General features: G+C 60.9%; 21 protein-coding genes. 17 read left to right on the forward strand and 4 right to left on the reverse strand.

Features of this window, described 5'->3' with window-relative positions; translation table 11 throughout:
* Positions 1–268 precede the first annotated feature (268 nt).
* From PHV01_RS04550 to PHV01_RS04615, 14 genes are all read left to right on the forward strand, one after another.
* Positions 269–2,350, forward strand: a complete 2,082-nt coding sequence (locus PHV01_RS04550) for a TonB-dependent receptor (protein WP_337289957.1) — start codon at positions 269–271, stop codon at positions 2,348–2,350.
* A gap of 3 nt (positions 2,351–2,353) precedes the next feature.
* Positions 2,354–2,929, forward strand: a complete 576-nt coding sequence (locus tag PHV01_RS04555; RefSeq protein WP_337289958.1) for a YfiR family protein — start codon at positions 2,354–2,356, stop codon at positions 2,927–2,929.
* 1 nt (position 2,930) lies between these two features.
* Positions 2,931–4,493, forward strand: a complete 1,563-nt coding sequence (locus PHV01_RS04560) for an ATP-binding protein (protein ID WP_337289959.1) — start codon at positions 2,931–2,933, stop codon at positions 4,491–4,493.
* Between the two features lies 1 nt (position 4,494).
* Complete coding sequence (locus PHV01_RS04565; RefSeq protein ID WP_337289960.1) at positions 4,495–4,869, forward strand: response regulator; 375 nt, start codon at positions 4,495–4,497, stop codon at positions 4,867–4,869.
* 99 nt (positions 4,870–4,968) lie between these two features.
* Positions 4,969–5,208, forward strand: a complete 240-nt coding sequence (locus PHV01_RS04570) for a type II toxin-antitoxin system HicB family antitoxin (protein ID WP_337289961.1) — start codon at positions 4,969–4,971, stop codon at positions 5,206–5,208.
* Complete coding sequence (locus PHV01_RS04575; RefSeq protein WP_337289962.1) at positions 5,205–5,444, forward strand: type II toxin-antitoxin system HicA family toxin; 240 nt, start codon at positions 5,205–5,207, stop codon at positions 5,442–5,444. Before PHV01_RS04570 ends, PHV01_RS04575 begins: the two co-directional genes overlap by 4 nt.
* Positions 5,445–5,794: 350 nt before the next feature.
* Positions 5,795–6,295, forward strand: coding sequence for a chemotaxis protein CheW (locus PHV01_RS04580; RefSeq protein WP_337289963.1), 501 nt, complete (start codon positions 5,795–5,797; stop codon positions 6,293–6,295).
* Entirely contained in the window at positions 6,292–7,701 is a 1,410-nt protein-coding gene (locus tag PHV01_RS04585) for a CheR family methyltransferase (protein ID WP_337289964.1), read from the forward strand. The genes PHV01_RS04580 and PHV01_RS04585 overlap by 4 nt, the downstream gene beginning before the upstream one ends.
* 31 nt (positions 7,702–7,732) lie before the next feature.
* A complete protein-coding gene (locus tag PHV01_RS04590; RefSeq protein WP_337289965.1) occupies positions 7,733–8,338 on the forward strand; it encodes a chemotaxis protein CheW in 606 nt (201 codons plus the stop codon).
* A 26-nt stretch (positions 8,339–8,364) separates the two neighbouring features.
* Positions 8,365–9,840 carry a methyl-accepting chemotaxis protein gene (locus PHV01_RS04595; RefSeq protein ID WP_337289966.1) on the forward strand — a complete coding sequence of 492 codons (1,476 nt, stop codon included), beginning with the start codon at positions 8,365–8,367 and terminating at the stop codon, positions 9,838–9,840.
* 15 nt (positions 9,841–9,855) lie between these two features.
* Positions 9,856–12,063, forward strand: a complete 2,208-nt coding sequence (locus PHV01_RS04600) for a response regulator (protein ID WP_337289967.1) — start codon at positions 9,856–9,858, stop codon at positions 12,061–12,063.
* Between the two features lie 56 nt (positions 12,064–12,119).
* Positions 12,120–13,196 (forward strand): chemotaxis-specific protein-glutamate methyltransferase CheB, encoded by a 1,077-nt coding sequence (cheB, locus tag PHV01_RS04605; RefSeq protein WP_337289968.1) that lies wholly within the window; start codon positions 12,120–12,122, stop codon positions 13,194–13,196.
* Positions 13,197–13,208: 12 nt separating this feature from the next.
* Positions 13,209–15,182, forward strand: coding sequence for an ATP-binding protein (locus tag PHV01_RS04610; RefSeq protein ID WP_337289969.1), 1,974 nt, complete (start codon positions 13,209–13,211; stop codon positions 15,180–15,182).
* Positions 15,179–15,550 (forward strand): response regulator, encoded by a 372-nt coding sequence (locus PHV01_RS04615; protein ID WP_337289970.1) that lies wholly within the window; start codon positions 15,179–15,181, stop codon positions 15,548–15,550. The genes PHV01_RS04610 and PHV01_RS04615 overlap by 4 nt, the downstream gene beginning before the upstream one ends.
* A 28-nt stretch (positions 15,551–15,578) precedes the next feature.
* Here the strand turns inward: PHV01_RS04615 and PHV01_RS04620 are convergent, their stop codons facing one another.
* The 4 genes from PHV01_RS04620 to PHV01_RS04635 all read right to left on the reverse strand — a co-directional run bounded on the left by PHV01_RS04620 (position 15,579) and on the right by PHV01_RS04635 (position 16,986).
* Complete coding sequence (locus tag PHV01_RS04620) at positions 15,579–16,031, reverse strand: PIN domain-containing protein (RefSeq protein WP_337289971.1); 453 nt, start codon at positions 16,029–16,031, stop codon at positions 15,579–15,581.
* Complete coding sequence (locus PHV01_RS04625) at positions 16,025–16,243, reverse strand: AbrB/MazE/SpoVT family DNA-binding domain-containing protein (RefSeq protein WP_337289972.1); 219 nt, start codon at positions 16,241–16,243, stop codon at positions 16,025–16,027. The genes PHV01_RS04620 and PHV01_RS04625 overlap by 7 nt, the downstream gene beginning before the upstream one ends.
* A 108-nt stretch (positions 16,244–16,351) precedes the next feature.
* Positions 16,352–16,738 (reverse strand): type II toxin-antitoxin system VapC family toxin, encoded by a 387-nt coding sequence (locus PHV01_RS04630; protein ID WP_337289973.1) that lies wholly within the window; start codon positions 16,736–16,738, stop codon positions 16,352–16,354.
* Positions 16,735–16,986 carry a type II toxin-antitoxin system prevent-host-death family antitoxin gene (locus PHV01_RS04635; RefSeq protein ID WP_337289974.1) on the reverse strand — a complete coding sequence of 84 codons (252 nt, stop codon included), beginning with the start codon at positions 16,984–16,986 and terminating at the stop codon, positions 16,735–16,737. The genes PHV01_RS04630 and PHV01_RS04635 overlap by 4 nt, the downstream gene beginning before the upstream one ends.
* A 234-nt stretch (positions 16,987–17,220) precedes the next feature.
* Between PHV01_RS04635 and PHV01_RS04640 the strand changes: the two genes are divergently transcribed.
* The 3 genes from PHV01_RS04640 to PHV01_RS04650 are packed head-to-tail and all read left to right on the forward strand — an operon-like array spanning position 17,221 to position 19,666.
* Positions 17,221–17,385: an FmdB family zinc ribbon protein gene (locus PHV01_RS04640; protein ID WP_337289975.1), complete on the forward strand. Its 165-nt coding sequence runs from the start codon at positions 17,221–17,223 to the stop codon at positions 17,383–17,385.
* Positions 17,386–17,393: 8 nt separating this feature from the next.
* A complete protein-coding gene (locus PHV01_RS04645) occupies positions 17,394–18,347 on the forward strand; it encodes an NAD(P)H-binding protein (RefSeq protein WP_337289976.1) in 954 nt (317 codons plus the stop codon).
* Complete coding sequence (locus PHV01_RS04650) at positions 18,344–19,666, forward strand: multiheme c-type cytochrome (protein WP_337289977.1); 1,323 nt, start codon at positions 18,344–18,346, stop codon at positions 19,664–19,666. The genes PHV01_RS04645 and PHV01_RS04650 overlap by 4 nt, the downstream gene beginning before the upstream one ends.
* Positions 19,667–19,692 lie beyond the last annotated feature (26 nt).

A 19,692-nucleotide genomic window follows, 5' to 3' on the forward strand; every position in this document is an offset into this window, starting at 1 on the left:
AACAACAGCGAAAGCGACATCAGAACCCGCGTCAGCGTTATTGATCGCATAAGAGCGTTAGAAAACATTTGACATAACATGATTGAATATCCTATGGTTCTTTCCCCCTGGCTAATATTTATTGGTGGCTTCGAGAATAAAATGCCGGAGCCTTCAGCGGTCCATGTCAGGTAGGACATCTATTAAATCAGGTCCTGATAGACGGCGGTCCTTCAATCGAAGGATAGTGTCAGGTTATTGCGCTAACGCGGCGAGCTGGGGAGTGAGCATGACCGGGGACAACCGGATGCTGTGCGAGCGTGCCGGTCTCTGGACGTTCCTGAGGAGCGAGCTGATGGCAAGAGTCGTCTGGACCCTTGTGCTGACGTGGGGCCTGATCGTCGTGTTGGATCACGCTTCCGCTCAGGCCCAGCAACCTCCACCTGACCTGACAGAGCTCTCGCTCGAACAGTTGATGAGCGTCGAGATCACGTCGGTTTCCAAGCGGGAGGAGCGCCTGTGGGAGAGCGCCGCGGCCGTCTCTGTCATTACCGGAGAAGATATCCGCCGCGCAGGGGTCAAGAGCATCCCGGAGGCGTTGCGCCTGGTGCCTGGCCTCCAGGTGGCCCAGTTCGGTTCAAACCGATGGGCCATCTCGGCTCGCGGTTTCAATGCTACTTTTTCGAATAAGCTTCTGGTCCTCATAGATGGGCGGACCGTTTACACACCGCTGTTCGCCGGGGTCTTCTGGGACGTACAGGACACCCTTCTTGAAGATGTCGATCGGATCGAGGTCATCCGCGGACCTGGCGGGACTCTCTGGGGCGCGAATGCGGTCAACGGCGTGATCAACGTCATTACCAAACAGGCGAAGGCGACCCAGGGAAGCTACCTCGAGGTTGGCGGTGGGAGCGAGGAACGCGGGTTTGTGGGGACGCGCTACGGTGGGCGGGTAGGGGACGATCTCTTCTATCGGGGCTACTTCAAGTATGCGAATCACGACAACCTGGTGACCGCTACCGGCAAGGAGGCCGCCGATGACTGGAGGACATATCGGGGCGGCTTCCGGCTTGACTGGGCGCCTTCCACCCGCGATGCGCTGACGGTTCAGGGTGACCTGTATAAGGGCGATTTCGGCCAGACGCTTGCAATCCCCTCCCTCACCCCCCCCTTCTCGGAAACCCCCACCAGCCGGGACGACTTTGCGGGGGGCAATCTCCTCACACGCTGGAAACATAAGACGGCTGATCGTACTGAGACCACCCTGCAGTTTTACTACGACCGGACCCATCGGAACGAGTTGCTGTTCCACGAGATGAGGGATACGGTCGATCTTGAGCTTCAGCACCGCTTCCCCATCGGGGCGCGCCACGATCTGATCTGGGGCGTGGGGACGCGCGTGACGATCGATAGCATCGACAACAGCGCCTCGCTGGTTTTCACGCCGACGCGTCGAACTGATCATCTGGTAAGCGGATTCGTCCAGGACCAGATCACCCTGATCCCGGAGCGACTGACACTCACCCTCGGGTCGAAGTTCGAGCAAAACTCCTACTCCGGCTTCGAGGCCCAGCCGAACGCCCGATTACTGTACGCTCCCAACGATTGGAATCGGGTGTGGGCGGCGATCTCGCGGGCGGTCAGGACACCCGCCCGATTCGAACGGGATGTCCAGACCAACGTCGCCGCGTTTCCCGGCCCCGGTGGACTGACGACGCTCGTCCAAACATCGGGTAACTCCGACTTTGCCTCTGAGGAACTGCTCGCGTTTGAGCTGGGTTACCGGGTGCAGCCGGTCGAGTGGCTCTCGGTCGATCTGGCCGGCTTCTACACGATCTACGACAACCTGAGGACGTCCGAACCTGGCGCTCCTACCCTTGCGACAGGCGTAAGCCCCCCCCACATCGTGCAACCCTTCATGCTCGATAACCGGATGTCCGGCAATACGTATGGTGTCGAGATCGCCAGCACCTGGCAGCCTCTGAGCTTCTGGCGGCTGCACCTCAACTACTCCTATCTCATGATCGAACTCCACCCGGATCCGACCAGTGTCGAGCCGATAGCCGATGAACGACGTTCGCCGCGCCATCAGGTACAGGCGCGCTCTCTCCTGGATCTCCCCTGGCATCTTCAGTTTGATGCGTCGGCCTTCTTTGTCGATCGACTGCCCGAGCTGGCCCCCTCTGTTCCAAGCTACCTGCGACTCGACCTCCGCCTTGGGTGGCGTCCGACCAAGACGTTCGATCTGAGTCTGGTCGGCCAGAACCTCCTGGACAACCGACATCCGGAGTGGGGTGGCATCTTCGGTGTTCCTGTCAGACCTGTAGAGGTCCAGCGCAGCGGCTATGTGCAGGCCACCTGGCGGTTCTAACCTGTGATCAGGCGGCGGCCTCTCCTTACACGCATTCTGCTGGTCTGCCTGTTGCTGATGGCAAGCAGCGTGGATGGGATGCTCCCCATCAGGATTACCCACGCCCAGCCATCGCCCATTGAATATCAGGTCAAGGCGGCCTTTCTCTATCAGTTCTTTAAATTCGTCGAGTGGCCCCCGCAGGCGTTCCATGCCACCAACCAGACTATCTGCATCGGAGTGGTTGATGGGGGGCCCATGGCGAGCGCGCTTCAGTCCGTTGAGGGCAAGGAGGCCAAGGGCCGCCGAGTCGTCGTCAAACGGTTTAAGGAACCGGAGGAGCTGGAATTCTGCCATATTCTGTTCATCAGCTCCGGGATGGAAGACCGCATGGCGGAGATTCTGGATCGGCTGAAGGGGACAAGCACGTTGACGGTCAGTGATATCGACGGGTTTGCCAGGCGCGGCGGGATGATCAACTTCATCACGGTCGAGAACAAGATCCAGTTCGAGATCAACGTCGAGGCCGCCGAGCGGGCGAAGCTGCAGATCAGCTCGCATCTGCTCAGGCTGGCGCGAATCGTATCGGGGGGACGCTGAGATGCGCCTGTTCCGGGATGTCCCCATCCAGAAAAAGCTGAGGCGCATCACCATGCTGACCACCAGCGTCGCGCTCTTATTGACCGGCGTGGCCCTTGTCGTCTATGAGTTAGTGGCCTACCGCTCTGTTATGACCCGCGAGATGATGAGTTTGGCTGACGTCATCGGAGCGAACAGCGCAGCCGCCCTTACATTCAACGATCCAAAGGCCGCGGAAGAGACGCTGTCCGCATTGCGGAAGGACTCTCGGATCACGTTCGCGGCCATCTACACGAAGGAGGGGAAGGTCTTTGCTGTGTACCGGCGCCAACTGTTAGAGGAGGACGCGATTCCGGTTGCGCCCCTCGCAGATGGAAGTACAATAGAGCGAGGGCGCCTGATCGTGTCTCATTCGATCATCCTCGACCAGGAGAAGATCGGAACACTGTACATCCAGGCCGACACGCAAGAGGCGTATGCTCGCCTGCGAGTCAGCGCCATGATCATTCTTGGCGTGCTGTTGGCCTCCTCGCTGGTGGCGCTGTTCCTGGCTTCAAGACTCGAGGGCGTGATCTCTCAGCCGGTTCTGAGCCTTGCGCATACGGCAGCCATTGTGTCGGAGATGCAGGACTATTCGGTCCGGGTCGCCGGATCCGGTCAGGATGAACTGGGTCAACTGATCGATGGGTTCAACGAGATGTTGACACAGGTTCAGCGACGCGATATCGCCCTTCAGGAAGCGCGCGACCGACTCGAGGTCACGGTCGAAGAGCGCACACGAGAGCTGCAAGAGGCGAAACAGCGAGCCGAGGAGGCCTCTCGCCATAAGTCGTTATTCCTGTCCAATATGTCTCACGAACTCCGAACACCATTGAACTCTATCATCGGCTTTGCCTCGCTGCTTCAGGACCCTGCCGTCAGTTCCCTGAGCGAGAAAGAGATACGGTTCGCGAGGCATATTGTCATGAGTGGGGAGCACCTCCTTGCCCTGATTAATGATCTCCTTGACCTCTCCAAAGTTGAGGCGGGCAAGCTGGTTCTTCAACTCCACCCATTCCCTCTTCGGGAGGCTATCGAGGCGGCCATCTACGCCATTCGCCCGCAGGCCGAGCAGAAGCAACAGGTCCTCGAACTCTCGATGGACGACCCCATGCCGGTCATCAAGGCGGACGCCACCCGCTTCAGGCAGATCCTCTACAACCTCCTTTCCAATGCCGTCAAGTTTACTCCAGCGGGCGGGCGGATCACCGTTACGGCAAAGATGGTTTCGAGCTCACAACCCAAAACCCTAGACCCTAAACCCTATACCCTCGACCCCGGCGATTTCGTGGAGATCGCCGTAGCCGATACCGGGATCGGGATCAAGCGCGAGGACCTCGCCAGACTCTTCCAGGTGTTCACCCAGCTTGAATCCGCCCTTACCAAGCAGTTCCAGGGTACTGGCCTTGGCCTGGCGCTGACGAAGCAACTCGTCGAGATGCATGGAGGATCGATCCGGGCGGAATCAGAGGGGGAAGGTCGAGGCAGTACCTTTACCGTCCGGCTTCCCCTACCCTCCCAAGAGCGTCCAGAGACGGGGGGATGATATGACACCAGAGAAGATTCTTGTGGTGGAAGATCACCCGCTGAACCGGGAGTTAGTAGTCATCGCTCTGCAAGCGCGCGGGTATACCGTCCTTGAGGCGGAGGATGGCTTTGGACTGGTGGAGCGGGTCAAGGCCGAGCGGCCGGCCCTTATCATCATGGACCTGCAGCTTCCACGAATCGATGGTTTTACCCTTACTCAGCAGTTGAAGACCGATGCGGAGACGCGGGATATTCCTGTTCTAGCCGCCAGCGCCTTTGCCAAGCCTGAAGACCAGGCGCGGGCGCTGGAAATTGGCTGTGCAACCTTCCTAGCCAAGCCCCTCAATCTAACAGTCCTTTTTGAGACCGTCGCCGGACTTCTGCGCAGGGCGTGAAGGGTGGAGAAGCGCCCCTTCAGTGCGAGGTTGACGGATCCCGGTCGATTCTCTAGGATGGGAAATAGGGGAATAATCACCGAATCAGGAGGTGTCAGGGTGAAAACTTATCTTTTTCGAGTGGAGTTGCAACAGGAACAGGATGAGCGCTGGAGCGTGTGGATCCCAGCCCTCGCAGGTCTGGCAAGCTGGGGCCATACAAAAGAAGAAGCTCTGCGAAATATCCAGGACGCGGCGGAAGCCTATGTGGAGGACATGATTGAAGCGGGAGACCCGATCCCCCTCGAAGCGGGGCAGGTCGATGTTATTGAACGACCGGCAGTGGCCATTACCGTATGATCGAAGAGCTAAAGAGCGTCGCTGTCCGGAAGCTGATCCGGGCGCTGGAGCGCGACGGCTTTGTGTATCGACGACTCAAAGGTAGCCAGCGGATTTATCGGCATCCAGACGGTCGGCGAGTAGTCATCCACTACCACCACGGCGGAGACACGCTACCGGCCGGTACGCTCCAGCAACTCCTCGCAGCGGCCAACTGGAATAATGCCACCCTTCGTCGCCTCGGTTTAATCAAGTAGGTTCTTCAACACAAGCTCACTGTCGTAGGAACCGCCGCAGTATTCGTACCCTCATTACCGTCGCGCAGAAGCCCAACAGTCGCGGGTTCACCCTTCCCTGCCTTTCGCTATTCGCCAACGAACGCGCCATTTGGCCAGCGTACTATATTGTTTACATGACTTAAGTCAGATGTAGAAGTGTAGTATATAACTGCTTTATGGATGATCTAACTGTTCATAGAGATAGCGATACTCTATAGACCGCATAAGAAATAATAGTTGACAATACGATTGAATAAGGTAGTATTACTCACTTATTGAGGCTTCATCCGTCGATAAGACTCATCGGTTGTCCTTCACCAGGGTGGCGCATGGCGATGAATTGTGGCCCGGTGGATCATGCCGTTCAGAGTCCAGTGATCACGTTGATCGTCTTCGACATCGATGGGCAGCGCTATGCCTTGCCGCTGCACGATGTTGAGCGGGTCTTGCCGATGGTCGCGGTATCGCCGCTGCCGCAGGCCCCGGCGGTGGTCCTCGGCGTGATGAACCTCCATGGTCAGGTGATTCCGGTCCTCGACCTCCGGCGCCACTTTGGCCTGCCCATTCGCGACTACGGTCTGACTGCCCGCCTGCTGGTGATCCGGACTTCCCGCCGAATCCTGACCTTGGCGGTCGATGAGGTGTTGGGGGTGAGGGAGATTGCGCAGGAGACCATCACCAGGCCGGACGCGCTCCTCTCCGGGATCGGTCACGTGGCTGGAATCGTCACGCTCGCCGACGGCCTCCTCTTCATCCACGATGTGGAAGCGTGCCTCTCGCTGGATGAAGAACAACGCCTCACGACAGCCTTGGAAGGGATAGGGGTATGAGACTGTCGGAGGAGTTGTGCCTTCAGGCGCAGGCGCTCATTGCCGGCCGTTTGGGTCTGGACTTCTCCAAAGGACGCCAAGCCGACTTAGAGCGGGGTCTCGTCCAAGCCTGTCAAACCTCATCCGTCTCCGCGCCGGAGACGTATCTGGCCCGGCTCGCGACCTTGCCGGATGAGAGCGCAGAGTGGAGGCGGCTGGCGAGCCACCTGACCGTGGGCGAGACCTATTTCTTCCGCGATCGCGCCCTCTTCGAGGCGTTGGAGCAGCACGTTCTCCCATCGCTTATTACCGGCCGCCGGACGGAGAGACACTTCCGGCTCCGGCTCTGGAGCGCCGGATGCGCGACCGGAGAAGAGCCTTACTCTCTCGCCATTCTGCTGGATCGTCTACTCCCCGATCTCTCCGACTGGGCCATCACAATCCTGGCCACCGACATCAATCCTGACGCTCTTGAGGCAGCCCGGCGAGGATGCTACCGGGAATGGTCCTTCCGGGAGACTCCTCAGTGGCTTCGCGACCGCTATTTCCACCGCCGGAGCGCGGAGACGTTCGAGATGGATCCAAGGATTCGGCGGATGGTCACCTTTGCGCCACTCAACCTGGCCAAGGATGGCTATCCGGGCGTGGTGACCAACACGAGCGCCATGGACCTGATCCTGTGCCGCAACGTGCTGATGTACTTCACCCGTGAGGCTCAACAGGCGGCTGCGGCCTTACTCGAACGGGCGCTGGTAAAGGAAGGATGGCTGGCGGTGAGCCCTGCCGAGGCGTCAGCCGAACTCTACCGCCCGTTGGTGACTGTCACGTTCCCCGCCGCCATCCTTTACCGGAAAGGGGAAGGCTTCGCCGCTACTCTTCCGCTTTCCAGCTTCAGCTTCGCTCCGGAAGCGGATGGCGGGTGGCGGGTGGCAGACAGCCCGATACCGGAGCCACGGCACATGGAGCAAGCGGATCCGCCTATGCTCTCGGCAGCAAAGCCAACCGAGGCGTCGCCAGAAACGCCATCCGATCTCCATCGCGCCCAGGCCCTGGCTGACCAAGGTAAGCTCGAGGCGGCTCGCGAGCTGTGCGAGGCCGCGCTGACGCGGGATTGCCTGGACCCTGAGGCGCACCTGCTGCTGGCCGCAGTCTGTCATGAGCGAGGAGACATCCCGTCGGCTCTGGAAGCCCTTCGGCGGGCCATCTACCTGGCCCCGGACTCCGCCGCCGCCCACTTTCTTCTGGGCAGCCTCCTCCTGCGGCAGGGACAGCGCAAGCGGGGGCGGCGCTCGATGGAGACCGTCGTGAGCCTGCTGAATTCCATCCCGCGCGATGAGACAGTGGCGGGCGGCGGCGGCCTGACCGCCGGCCGGCTGCTTGAGACGGCCAGGGCGTATCTGGAGATGGTTGAAGCGGGGGTTGGGTGATGGGGGATGGGGGACTGAAAGCTGATGACCGATGGCTGATCGCTTAAATTGGCAAACGGCCTACTTGCGGCTGGAGCAAGCACGCCGAACTCTGGAAGCCGGCAGGAATCCGCTCCCTGAAGAGGTCAAGCGAATCTTGAGGGACCGGGCTCAAGCACTGGCCAAGCCCTTGGCGGAGGTCCGAACCCCCGCAGAGGCGCTCGATTTGCTGGTCTTCTCGCTTCCGGGGGAGCGGTACGGCATTGAGACGGCTCACGTCCGGGGAGTGATTTCCCTCCGGGATCTGACGTCTGTGCCGTGCACGCCGCCGGTCATTCTCGGCGTTGTCAACTACCGGGGGCGCATCCTGCCGGTCCTGGACCTCCGAGGGCTGTTCAAGCTGCCTGGGCAAGGCATCACCGAGGGGGGCCGCGTTGTGGCGGTGGAGGCTGGAGGGATGACGTTCGGGATCTCCGCCGACGCCGTGGCAGGGACCATCCGGGTGGCGGCTCACGAGATCGCGCTCTCTCCGGTGACCCTCAGCGCCGGTCGCCATGCCTGCATCCGAGGTATTACGGGAGAAATGATCGCGGTCCTGGACCTGGAGGCGCTGGCTCGTGATCCGCGGATCGTCGTCAACGAAGAGGTCGGTGGCTAGGAGAGCGTCATGGATAGGAGAGTGCCATGAAATGGACAGTGGGGCAGCGAATTACGGTCGGGTATACGGTGATTCTGGTGCTCCTTGTGGTGGTGGCCGGAGTGGGGTACATTGCCCTCTCCCATACCGCTGAAACGTTCGAGACGGTGATCCACGCCCAGGAGAGAGATCTGGGGGCCGTGCGGAGGGCGGACGGCGCCATCGAGACGGCAAATCTTAGTTTCCTCCGTTACCTCCTCGTGGCGGACAAAAGAATCCTCAAGGATTTTGAGGAGGCGATCGCCGAGGCCCGCCGAGTCATGACAGAGTTACGGGATCAGGCTGCCATTGCAGAACTGAAGACCGGCTGGGGAGAGACGCTCAACCTCCTGAACGTCTGGGAAGAAGCAGCTCGGTCCTCGATGGCGGCCCAGGGGGCTGGTCGTCACGCTGACGCACTTCGCATACGTGCAGACCGGGTCCTACCCGTCCGGCAGCAGCGGGATGCCCTGGTCGCCCGCCTCGTTGAATTGCAAAGCGCTCGTACGAGAGAGGTCGCGCGATCAGCGGGTGCCGGGGCATCGCGGGCATTGTGGGCGATGCTCATCGTCTCAGGAGTCGCTCTCGCCTCCGGAGTTGTCATCGCCTGGGGGTTGACGCGCTCGATCACCGGCCCCCTGCGCCAAACGATCGGTACCCTGGCCTCCGCGTCCTCAGAGATCGTGGCGGCAACGACGCAGCAGGCTTCGGGGACAGCGGAAGAGGCGACGGCGGTTCAGGAGACCTCCACGACGGTGGATGAAGTGAAGCAGACGGTGCAGGTGGCGGCGCAGAAGGCGCGAGGGGTGGCCGACGCCGCGCAGAAGACCGCGATGGTTTCCCAGGACGGACGGCGAGCCGTGGAGGAGAGCATCAAGGGGATGCAGGAGGCAAAAGAACGGATGGAGACTATCGCCGAGCGGATTTTGGCCCTGAGCGAGCAGGGACAGGCCATCGGCGAAATCATCGCCAGCGTTAATGACCTTGCTGAACAGTCGAACCTTCTGGCCGTGAACGCCGCCATCGAGGCAGCCAAGGCCGGGGAAGCCGGGAAGGGCTTTGCCGTGGTCGCGGCCGAGGTCAAGGCGCTGGCCGAGCAGTCCAAGCAGGCGACGGCACAGGTACGGGGGATCCTGAACGAGATCCAGCGGGCGACGCAGGCGGCGGTGATGGCGGCCGAGCAGGGCGTCAAGGCCTCGGAGGCCGGGGTCGGCGTGGCAGGCCGAGGCGGCGAGGCTATCCGGCTCCTGGCCGAGAGCCTGACCGAGTCCGCCCAGGCGGCCCAGCAGATCGTGGCCTCGGCGCAGCAACAGGTAGCGGGGATGGATCAAGTAGCGCTGGCCATGCAGAATATCCAGCAGGCCTCCACCCAGAACATGGCTTCGACGCGACAGGTGGAACAGGCCGCCCGGGCCCTGAACGAGCTGGCCGGAGGGCTCAAGGGGCTCGTCGGGGCTTCGGGCAATGGGCGGAGAGCCGGGTAACAGAGAGTGTCAGCGATGGCGAATCAAGAGAACGACTTCAAGGCCCGGCTGCTGGTTACGTTCCGGACGGAGGCCGAGGAGCATCTTCAGGCCCTTACGGCGAACCTGCTGGCGCTGGACCGCGGGTTGCCGCCTGCCGAGATGCGCGAGGTCGTTGAGGCGACGTTCCGGGAGGTCCACACGCTGAAGGGAGCCGCGCGCTCCGTCAGCCTGAGGGACGTGGAGACCCTCTGCCAGGCGTGTGAGTCGGTGCTGAGCCGAGCCACACGCGGTCAGCTTATCCTGAGCCAGCCGATCCTGAATCGCCTCCAGGAAGCGGTCGATGGCGTCGCCTGCCTCTTGGCAGGCAGCGCCGATTCGACGGTGCTGCCTGACCTGATCCGATGCCTCGAGGAAGCGGCGAATGGAGCAGGGGTCAGGGGCCACCCCCCACCCCCCACCTCCCCGCTCCCGTTTCACTCCTCATCCCCTGCTTCAACCCCCATTCCCCACACGGATAGCGTCCGGCTCGACACGTCTAAACTGGACGCCTTGCTCCTCCAGGCGGAAGACCTTCTGGTCCCAAAGCTCGCCGCCGAAGAGCGAGTCCGCGAAGCCCGGGCCCTGATCGAGGCGCTGAGGCGGGTGACAGGGGATGGGGGTCGGGGGTTAGGGGTTAGGGATCAGAGTCCAACCCCCTTCCCCCATCCCCCAACCCCCGCACTTCGGATGTTGCAGGCCCAGGCTGAGGATCTGCTTCGCCATCTTGCCGGCGATCAGCGGACCATCAGCAGGGCGGTGGATGGCCTGCATGAAGAGCTGCGGCGGACGAGGCTCACGCCCAGCTCAACCGTCCTGGACCTTTTCCCGCGAATGGTCCGTGATTTAGCGCGAACCCACGGTAAAGAGATTGAGTGGGTGGCCTATGGGGCCGACCTGAAGGTGGACCGGAAGGTCTTGGAAGCGATGAAGGAGCCGTTGATCCATCTCGTGCGAAATGCCATCGACCACGGGATCGAAACGCCTGAAGTCAGGGTAGAGGCGGGTAAGTCAGGTCGAGGGCGCGTGACGGTGACCATCAGTTCGCTGGAGGGAGGTCGCATCGAGATTCGCGTCGAGGACGATGGGGGAGGGATTGACCTGGGCCGAGTAAAGGCGGCGGCGGTCCGGGCTCGCCTCCTGACCGCCGAGGCGGCGGAGGTATTGACGGGCGACCAAACCCTGGACCTTATCTTTCGCTCCGGTCTCAGTACCAGCCCCATCGTGACCGATCTCTCAGGTCACGGCTTGGGTCTGGCCATCGTGAAGGAGCGGGCGGAGCGTCTGGGAGGCCAGATCCGGATAGAGACACGGGCAGGGGCGGGGACGACGGTGCGAACGATCCTCCCCGCGACGATCACGACGTTCCGGGGCCTTTTGGTCCAGGCGGGCGGGCAGCCCTTTCTGCTTCCCACCGAGGCCGTCAAGCAAGCGATCCGCATCGCACATGATGCGATCGAGCACGTGGAGGGGCGCGAAGCGATCCGCTGGAACGGTCAACCGCTTTTCATCGCCCGTCTCAGCGGACTGCTCGGACTTTCTCAGGAGCAGGGGTCAGGGACCATCCCCCATCCCCCATCCCCCAACCCTCCGCTCTTGTGCGTCATCGTGACATCCGGCGAGGCGCAGGTGGGGCTTCTGGTCGAAGACATCCTGGGGGACCGGGAGGTACTGGTGAAGGAGATCGGGCCCCCGCTCGTCCGGGTCAAGAACGTCGCTGCGGCGGGCCTCCTGGGAACCGGCCAGGTGGTGCTGATCCTCCGTCCCGCGGATCTCCTGAGGTCGACTCAGGAGATTACTCGTCCACCGGCGGAAGCTGTCGCATACGAGGAAAAAGACCGTCAGCCGGTCCTGCTTGTGGTGGACGATTCCATCACCACCCGGACGATGGAGAAGAACCTCCTGGAGGCGGCGGGCTATCAGGTAAAGGTGGCAGTGGATGGAATGGAGGCCTGGACACTCCTCAACACCGAGGAGTTTGATCTTGTCGTCTCCGACGTGGATATGCCGCGAATGGACGGCTTTGATCTGACAACCCGGATCAGGGCCGATCGGAAGCTGTCTGAACTTCCGGTAGTCCTGGTGACCGCGCTGGAGTCTCGAGAAAATAAGGAACGGGGAATTGAGGTTGGTGCGAACGCGTATATCCTCAAGTCAAGTTTTGACCAATCGAGCCTCTTAGAGTTTATCCGCCGGCTGGTGTGAAGCAGGGGTCGGGGGCTGGGGGATAGGGGTTGGGGGTTAGGGAGCGCGGAGGATGCATGATTCGGATACTTGTAGCGGACGATTCAGCGACGGTGCGGGAGTACCTTGCCTTTTTGCTTGACCAGGATCCTGCGCTTCAGGTTGTTGGCAAAGCCCGGGACGGCCTGGACGCCCTGGAGCAGGCCGAACGGCTCAAACCCGACGTGATCGTGATGGACGTCCATATGCCGCGAATGAACGGCTACGAGGCGACCCGGCAGATCATGGAGCGTGTTCCCACGCCTATCGTGATGGTCAGCGCCAGCTCCACCCGCTATGAAGCGGCCACAGCCTTTGAGGCCCTCAAGGCGGGCGCCTTAACGGTGGTTGAGAAGCCTACCGGCCAGGATCATCCGACGCAGGCCGAGAGCGTCCGGCGGCTTGTGCAGACCGTGAAGCTTATGGCGGAGGTGAAGGTAATCCGGCGATGGCCACGGACCAGGGATTGGGGGTCTGGTGTCAGGGATCGTGGTCTCATATCCGAGTTACCCTCCCCCAGTCCCAGACCCTTGGCCCCTGGTTCCCAGAAGATCAGACTCATCGCAATCGGCGGGTCCACCGGCGCGCCTCAGGTGATCAATGACATCCTGGCAAGGCTACCCCGCGAGCTCGGGGCGCCTATCCTCATCGTGCAACATATCGCGCCGGGGTTTACAGGGGGGTTTGCCGACTGGCTCGCCCAGGGGACTCGCCTTGCGGTAAAGCTGGCCGAGTCGGGGGAAGCGACCCGGCCCGGCACTGTCTACCTTGCGCCGGAGGGCTTTCAGACGGGGATCACGACGGAGGGCCGGATTCGGTTGACGAGGGAGTCGGCCGAGGAGGGTTTCTGTCCATCGGCTTCCTATCTCTTTCAGTCAGTGGCAGAGGCCTATGGCCGATCCGCTATCGGTATCCTCATGACCGGGATGGGGCGGGACGGCGCGGCGGGTCTCAAGCGACTTCGGGAGGCGGGTGGGGTGACGATCGCCCAGGATGAGGAGAGTTGCGTCATTTTCGGGATGCCACAAGAGGCGATTCGCCAGGGGGCGGTCGAGCATGTGCTCTCCCCGGAGCAGATCGTGGGAGCGATCCGCTCTCTGGTAAACCACGGCTAGGAGGTCACGATCATGGAACGTAGGATTCTCGTCGTGGAGGATAGCCCGACGCAGGCCGAGCGCGTCCGCTTCCTGCTGGAGCGGGAGGGCTACCGGGTTGAAATGGCCACAAATGGCTGCGAGGGGCTGCGCCATGTTCAGTCGGCGCCCCCGGATCTCATCGTCTCTGACGTCGTCATGCCCGAGATGGACGGGTACGCCTTCTGTCGGGCAGTGAAGTCGCGCGAGCAGTACAAGCGAATCCCGTTCGTCCTCCTCACGGAACGAAAGACGCCGCTCGATATCCTCAAAGGTCTGGAGCATGGCGCCGATAACTTTATTACAAAGCCGTTCGAAGACGACTACCTGTTGGAGCGGATCCGGCGGATTTTTGAGCATCTGGAATTTCGGAAAGGGGGCCAGCTTGATGTGGAGGTCGCTGTCCGTGCGGGCGGTCGGGAAATCATCATCTCGCCTGACAAACAGCAGATTATCGAGCTCCTCTTTGCCAGCTTTGAAGAGATTTGCGCCTTGAACGGTCAACTCGCCGAGTCGAAGAAAAGCCTGGAGCACTATTCGAAGGATCTGGAGGCAAAGGTCCTGGAGCGTACCCGGCAGCTTCAGCGCCAGCGAGAGATGCTGCAGGCCTTGTATCAGGCGAGCTTGGAGATCCAGGCGCCTCTGGAATTACAGGAGCGACTCGATCGTCTCCTTCAGACCGCTCAGACGGTGTTAGAGATGGATCGTGTCAATATCCTGCTTGCCGACCTAGAGGGGCGTGAGTTGCGGGCAGTGGCCAGTCTTGGAATGGAGGGGCCCCTCGCGGCGATTCGTGTCCCGATTGGACCGGCAGGAGGCGCACTGGCTGCGGCCTACCGCACCCAGCAGATGATTACCTCGGATGGCCGAGCATCCCTCCCGGAGCTACTCCGTCTCCAGCCGCCGTATGACCAGATCGAGGCCTTTAGTTCGCCGGTTTTTGCGATCGCGCCCCTGGTGGTGCAAGGGCAGGCGATTGGAGTCTTTGCGGGGGACCGAAAGTACAGTCTCCGCCCTCTCGACCCCTCTACGCAAGAGCTGTTTCAGCTCTTTGCGACCCAGGCTGCCCTTGCGATCGAGCATGTGCGACTCTATGAGGTGCAGTGCATGGCAGCCGTCCAGTTGGAGGCGAAGGTGGAGGAACGGACGCGCGAGCTCAACGAGGCGCTTCGCCGCGTTGAAATGATGTCCCAGCACAAATCGCAGTTCCTCGCCAACATGTCGCATGAACTGCGGACACCGCTCAACAGCATCCTGGGCTTCGCGGAGCTGCTGCAGGATCCGCAGTTCGAACCCATCACGACCAAGCAGGGCCGCTACCTCAGCCACATCCACTCGAGCGGCCAACACCTGCTCGCCCTCATCAACGACCTCCTCGATCTCTCCAAGGTCGAGGCGGGACGGCTGGAGCTGCGGCCCGAGACGTTCCTGCTGGCCGAGGCCCTGACAGCCGCGCTCGAATCCTTCCGGGTGCAGGTCGACACAAAGGGGGTGACACTCACGGTGCATGCAGACCAAGCTCCGACCAGCCTGGTGGCCGACCCGCTCCGCGTGAAGCAGATGCTCTACAACCTGATCAGCAACGCTGTCAAGTTCACCCCCGCAGGTGGCGCCATTACGGTCACCGCGAAGATGGTTTCGCGTTCCGAGTCCGGAGTTTCGAGTTCACAACCCGAAACCCTCGACTCCGGCGATTTCGTAGACATTGCCGTCTCGGATACCGGCATCGGGATCAAGGCGGAGGATCTGAGTCGGCTCTTCCAGGAGTTTACCCAGCTCGATAGTTCCTTCGCCAAGCCGCAGCAGGGGACCGGCCTGGGGCTTGCCCTGACCAAACGCCTGGTCGAGCTGCACGGCGGGACCATCACCGTAACCTCGCCCGGCCAAGGCCAGGGCAGCACCTTCACCATTACCTTGCCCCTGCGGCCGCCCGGGACGGAAGGGCGCATCCAGGCGCATGAGGCATGACAATGAGTGCTGCGACGATCCTCGTGGTCGAAGATGACCCGGCCAATCGGGAACTGATGGTTGGGCTGCTTGAGAGCCAGGGCTACCAGGTGTGCCAGGCGGCGGATGGCTACACGGCCATTGCGCTGGCGCGGGCCGAACGGCCGAGACTCATCCTGATGGACCTCGGACTTCCCGGTCTCGATGGCGTGCAGACTACGCAGCGCCTCAAGGCCGATCCTGTGGCGGGGTCAATTCCGATCGTGGTCGTAACGGCCCACGCCCACGCAGGGGAGCCCCTGGCGAGAGCCGCCGGATGTGATGCCTACCTTACCAAGCCAATCAACATCCCGATACTGCTTAAGACAGTCGCCCGCCTGATTGCCTGAACCCACCTACCCTTTCAGCAGCCAGGATCTAATCACCGCTTACAATCAGAATATCCAGCTCAGAGATGCGTGTGAGCTGGCTGTCGTTCCCTATAAAACCGGTGGCGCCCGCTTCGATGGAGGTCGCCACCAGGATGGCATCGGGTGTTTTCAGTTGGTATTTGGCGCGAAGCTGGGCGCCCAGATCGGCGATCCCGATCGATAACTCGATCCATTGGAGGTGAGGGTAGGTTGTGAGGAGGACATAGAACTGATTGACAAGCTCGTCATTGTTCTGTCGGTAGGGTTGCACCAGAACCTCAAGAAGAGAGAGTGTGGAACAAATTCCGGTATTGCGTCCTGCTTCAATCGATCTGAGTATCTTCTCAGTTAATCGATGATACTCCGGGTGTTCCTCGATGAGGTAGATCAGGAGATTTGAGTCCAGCCCGACTCTGGGATGCCTTCGCAGGAAGCCCTCGAGGCGTTGGGCGCTTACCACGCACGGCGTTCCTTTGCCAGATACTCGGAAGCGTAGAGTCCGCGGCCCTTACCCGCAAGAGCCTTTGCATAACTTTTGGGTTTGGGCCACAAGAGGGTAATCCCTCCTTTGACGACAACCACGAGTTCATCGCCTCCTTTGACCCCCATTGCCTCGCGCGCTTCTTTGGGAAGGACGATCTGGTTTTTTGTAGAGAGTTTGATAGAAGGCATTGGCTCCTCCAGAGGTTGATATTGACTTTACTTTATCACGAAAGGTAAAGCGATGCAACACGCCTACGAACAATTTCATCAGGACGCTGCGTGAGCTGCAAGCAGGAATCACCACGCCGTTCGCACGGGGTACTGCGTGACAGCGGGATCGGGTGTCAGGAGGACAAGGCCGTGGGCGATCGCCTGGCAGATGAGCATCCGATCAAAGGGGTCTCGATGATAATCGGGTAAGCGCGCGAGTTGCAACACCGCATCCTCCTCGATGGGCAGTGTGTGCACCCCATGTTGCCGTCTCTGCCTGGGCAGAAACAGACGCGGTTGCTCCGGTAGTGGCAATCGCCCTAGCCGATGCTTGACGATGATCTCCCACGTGGAGACCACACTCAGGAACACCTCATTGCCTTGATCGGAGAAAAGATCACGCGCTCCTGGGGACAGTTCAGGACTATCTAAGATGATCCACAGGAACGTACAGGTGTCGAGCAACAACCTCACAGATCGCGACCTTCGAAGGCGGTAAGAACCTCATCGGGGAGAGGTTCGAAGAAGCTCTTAGGTACCCGAAACGTCCCTTTTGCCAGTCCGATGGGCCGCGGCTCTTTCAGTCGTTGTGGAAGGGCGCGGATCTCTGCAACGGGGGTATTGCGCCTGCACAGCAGGACCGTCTCACCCGCCTCCACCTTGGCCAGGTACTCCGAAAGATGTGTCTTCGCTTCGTGTATATTGAGTTTGATCATGACCATACTGTAAACCATGTAGTGAACTACGTCAAGGACCTCCGAACGGTTGGCGCTCTTCATCGCCAGTGTTGGATTCGGATTTCCGCATTGATTTCTTCGCGCTACTCGCCCTATAATATCGATGTTCTTCGGCTGAAAGACGCAACATTTCCGATCACCGGCCATTCCGTCAGTTGTACAGTCTGGTCTCCGGCAGGATCTTTCCAACGATAACCGTGCGAAGGGAGGGGAAGACTGATGCCTAGCTATGATTTCAAGTGTGTAAAGTGTAATAAGAAATTCTCACTGACGATGGGCATCAAAGAGCGGGAGACCAAGCGGCTGAAATGCCCGAAATGCGGCGCTGGAAAACCTGATCCCATCTTCTCGACCTTTTTCGCCAAGACCTCGCGCAAGAGCTGAGGTGGGATATGATCCTGGTGACGGGCGCCGGGGGGTTCGTTGGCGCCCATCTGCTCAAGCGACTCACGGCGCTCGGCTTGCCGGTCCGGGCGCTGGTCCGACGCGGGACGGATGGCGGACGTTTGCGCCGGATAGCCGGGTCGCTCTGTCGGTCGGCGAGAGCCGATACTGCGTCGCTGAAGAGCGCGATGCAAGGAGTCGAGCAGGTGATCCACCTCGCCGGGATATTCCGCGAAAGCGGGAAGGAGAGTTTTGACGCGGTTCATCAGGAGGGAACTCGTCGGCTCATGGAGGCGGCGCGGGAGGCGAAGATCCGACATGTGGTGTATGTCAGTGCCCTCGGCGCGGCCCCCGACCGGATCTATCCGTTTGTGCGCAGCAAGTGGTTGGGTGAAGGAGAGGTGCGGAAGAGTGGAGTACCGTTTACGATTCTTCGCCCATCACTCTTGTTTGGCGCGGGGGACCATTTCCTGACACCGCTCTCGAGGTTGCTGAGGTCGAGTCCGTATGCCGTTATTCCAGGGTACGAACCGCTGCGATGCCAGCCGCTGTGGGTAGGCGATCTGGTCTCCTGTCTGGTGAAGACAATAGAGAGTGGGGTGGGGAAAGGCGAAACGATTGCCCTGGCGGGACCGGCGCAGATCTCTTATGAAGGGGTGGTGGATCTGGTGCAAGAGGAGCTTGGAGCTCGCCGACCAAAGATTCTGCTGCCCCTTCCCCTGGCCGCAACACTGACGCTTCTGCTCGAGCGGGTGATGACGGCGCCCCCGCTCACGACCGGCGTGCTCGACATCTGGCGTCTGGGCGCCATCACAGCCAGAGATACCGTGCAGAAGGCGTATGGTGTTACACCCATGCCCCTTGCTGAGGGGGCTCGCTACCTCCTTTCATCCGGCGGACCACCGAGCCGACGCGGGGCCCGCAGAGAGCGAGCAGCGACTCCGAATCGTTCCATCTCATGAAACGGCTTCTCCTGTATAGTGCAGTGGTGAGCGCATCCCTGGGGCTTTCGGTTGGAGCATGGGCAGTGAGCGACCCGCCGCCGACAGCCGATGACCAAGCCCAGATCGAGTTCCTCAAGCGCCATTGGCAGACGCCCATCCCGCTTCAAGGCAGGCCGCCCGCCCATTTCTCGCCGATGGAGGCATCGCTTGACGCGGAAGGTTGCGCCGTCTGCCATCGAGCTCAGTACGAGGACTGGGGCAGCAGCCTGCACAGCAAAAGCATGGGGCCAGGGGTGAGAGGCCAGACAATGGAGTTGATCCATGACGATCCCAAGACGGCGCTCCGCTGCTACGGTTGCCATGCCCCTCTCACCGAGCAACAGGAAAAGAGCGTGGATACAGGCAGCCGCCCCTCTATTTTTAAGAGGCATCGCACCTTTTTGGCGTCGCCGCCTGGCGTTCCGCCGAACGAGGCCGACGCCGCATTGAAGTTGAAGAGGAATCACGCCTTTTCGGCCTCGCTGCAGCAAAAGGGTCTGGCCTGTGCCGGGTGTCATGTCCGGGGGCACCAGCGCTTCGGGCCGCCGAAACGAGACGGCTCGCTTGAGAATGCCGCTCCGGCGGCCCAGCTTCCCCACGGTGGCGCGATCAGGACGGCGGCCTTTGAGCGAGCTGAGTTCTGCAAAGGGTGTCACCAGTTCGAGCGGGACGGGTATGCGCTGAACGGCAAGCTGCTCGAAAACACCTATAATGAATGGAAAGAAGGGCCGTATGCGCAGGACGGCAAGACCTGCCAGAGCTGCCACATGCCGGAGCGGCGGCATCTATGGCGGGGGATCCATGATCCTGAGATGGTCAAGCACGGAGTGTCCGTCCACCTTGCGCTGGACAAGGCGCGCTACCAGGTCGGCGAGCAAGTGCGCGCTGAGATCACACTGGCCAATACCGGTGTTGGGCATCACTTCCCCACCTACGTGACGCCGAAGATCGTGATCCGATGGGAGTTGGTCGATGCGGACGGCAAGCGGGTGAATGAGAGCATGCAAGAGGAACGGATCGGACGAGAGGTTACGCTTGACCTGACGCAAGAACTCTTCGACACCAGGATTGCGCCTGGTAAGAGTCACGCCGTTCGCTATGCGCGAACCATCGACCGGACGGGGCTCACGCTACGCGCCTCCGTCGTCGTGGTGCCTGACGACTTTTACATTCAGTTCTTCGAGGCGGTGCTGCCCAAGGCGAAGACACATGAAGCCAAGGCCCTACTTGAGCAGGCCATCCGCGAGGGCCGCGCACGCTCTTTTTCCCTCTTCACGCAGAGTGTGGTAATTTCGTGAGACAGCGAATAGCTCATAGCTGAGGG

Source organism: Candidatus Methylomirabilis sp., assembly GCF_028716865.1.
Taxonomy (GTDB): Bacteria; Methylomirabilota; Methylomirabilia; order Methylomirabilales; family Methylomirabilaceae; genus Methylomirabilis.